Genomic DNA, 1,689 nt, shown 5'->3' with positions numbered 1-1,689 from the left:
TGGCAGGTCGATGATATCGACGGGCACCAGGGTCTCCAGAGCCTTGGCGGCATTCGCGCCAGTGAGACGAATCTGGCCCATGTGGGAGACGTCGAACAACCCGGCCTGTTCACGGGTATGCAGGTGTTCCTTCATCACGCCCAATGGATACTGCACCGGCATGTCGTAGCCGGCGAAGGGCACCATGCGTGCGCCCAGTTCCAGGTGCAGGGCATGCAATGGGGTTTTCAACAGGGTTTCGGTGGACATATTCAACTCCTGAAAAACGTGCCGACGCGCTTGTGGGCGTCAGCACTCGATAATGTTGACCGCCAAACCGCCACGGGCGGTTTCCTTGTATTTGCTTTTCATGTCGGCGCCCGTCTGGCGCATGGTGCGGATGACCTTGTCGAGGGACACAAAGTGCTGCCCGTCGCCACGCAGGGCCATGCGCACCGCATTGATCGCCTTCACCGAGCCCATGGCATTGCGCTCGATGCACGGCACCTGCACCAGCCCGCCAATTGGGTCGCAGGTCAGGCCGAGGTTGTGTTCCATGCCGATCTCGGCGGCGTTTTCCACTTGGGACACGCTGCCGCCCAGCACTTCGCAGAGTGCGCCTGCGGCCATGGAACAGGCCACGCCGACTTCGCCCTGGCAACCGACTTCGGCGCCTGAGATCGAAGCGTTTTCCTTGTACAAAATGCCGATGGCGGCCGCGGTGAGCAAAAAGCGCACTACGCCGTCTTCGTTCGCGCCGGGGATAAAACGCATGTAGTAATGCAGCACGGCGGGAATGATCCCGGCCGCGCCGTTGGTGGGCGCGGTGACCACGCGCCCGCCATTGGCGTTTTCTTCGTTGACCGCCAGCGCATACAGGTTGACCCAATCGAGCACCGACAGCGGGTCGCGCAGCGCCGACTCCGGGTTCTTGCACAACTGCCTGTGCAAGGCCGCTGCCCGGCGCTTGACCTTCAAGCCTCCGGGCAAGATGCCTTCGTTGCGACAGCCGGCATCGACGCAATCCTGCATGACCTGCCAGATCTTCAACAAACCGCTGCGGGTTTCGGCTTCCGGGCGCCAGGCACTTTCATTGGTCAGCATCACCTGGCTGATAGACAGGCCATAGGTGGTGCAGTGGCCGAGCAAGTCCTTGGCGTGTTTGAACGGGAAGGTCAGGGGTGTAGCGTCTTCGACGATACGGTCGGCGCCCGCCGCGTCTTCATCCACCACGAAACCGCCACCGACCGAGTAGTACTCGCGGCTGCGGGTCTGGATGCCGGCGGCGTCAAAGGCACGAAAGATCATGCCGTTGGGATGATAGGCAAGGGGCTTGCGAATCATCGCCAGGTGTTCTTTCTCGTTGAACGCAATGCTGTGTTCGCCGAGCAGGTTGAGGCGCCCGTCACTGCGCATCTGCGCCAGGCGTGCTGCCACGGTTTCGGTATTCACGGTGTCCGGGTGTTCGCCTTCCAGGCCCAGCAACACAGCCTTGTCGCTGCCGTGGCCTTTGCCGGTGGCGCCCAGTGATCCGTAGAGTTCCACCTTGATGCCGGTGGTGGCCTCCAGCAGGTTGTCACGCTTGAGCCCCTCGACGAATCGAGCAGCGGCACGCATCGGGCCGACGGTGTGGGAACTTGAGGGGCCGATGCCAATCTTGAACAGGTCGAACACGCTAAGGGACATGGTTGTTCTCCGGTTTCTTATTAT

Annotated in this window: 1 protein-coding gene and 1 pseudogene; both read right to left on the bottom strand. The window is 61.6% G+C overall.

All coding sequences use genetic code 11. From position 1 onward, the window contains the following. Positions 1 to 249, bottom strand: a pseudogene (gene gcvT / locus BKD70_RS22275) (glycine cleavage system aminomethyltransferase GcvT); the annotation flags it as partial. A 39-nt stretch (positions 250 to 288) separates the two neighbouring features. Then, positions 289 to 1,665, bottom strand: a complete 1,377-nt coding sequence (locus tag BKD70_RS22270) for an L-serine ammonia-lyase (RefSeq protein ID WP_034128553.1) — start codon at positions 1,663 to 1,665, stop codon at positions 289 to 291. Positions 1,666 to 1,689: the final 24 nt, after the last annotated feature.

This window comes from Pseudomonas sp. BS-2016 (assembly GCF_001806145.1).
Lineage (GTDB): Bacteria > Pseudomonadota > Gammaproteobacteria > Pseudomonadales > Pseudomonadaceae > Aquipseudomonas > Aquipseudomonas lundensis.
The sequence above is the reverse complement of the archived record's forward strand: the minus strand, read 5'-3'. Positions and strand labels throughout refer to the sequence as shown.

What these genes read in the sequence shown, in the direction of transcription:
- BKD70_RS22270 (WP_034128553.1), bottom strand. Translation starts at nt 1,665, where the DNA reads ATGTCCCTTAGCGTGTTCGACCTGTTCAAGATTGGCATCGGCCCCTCA.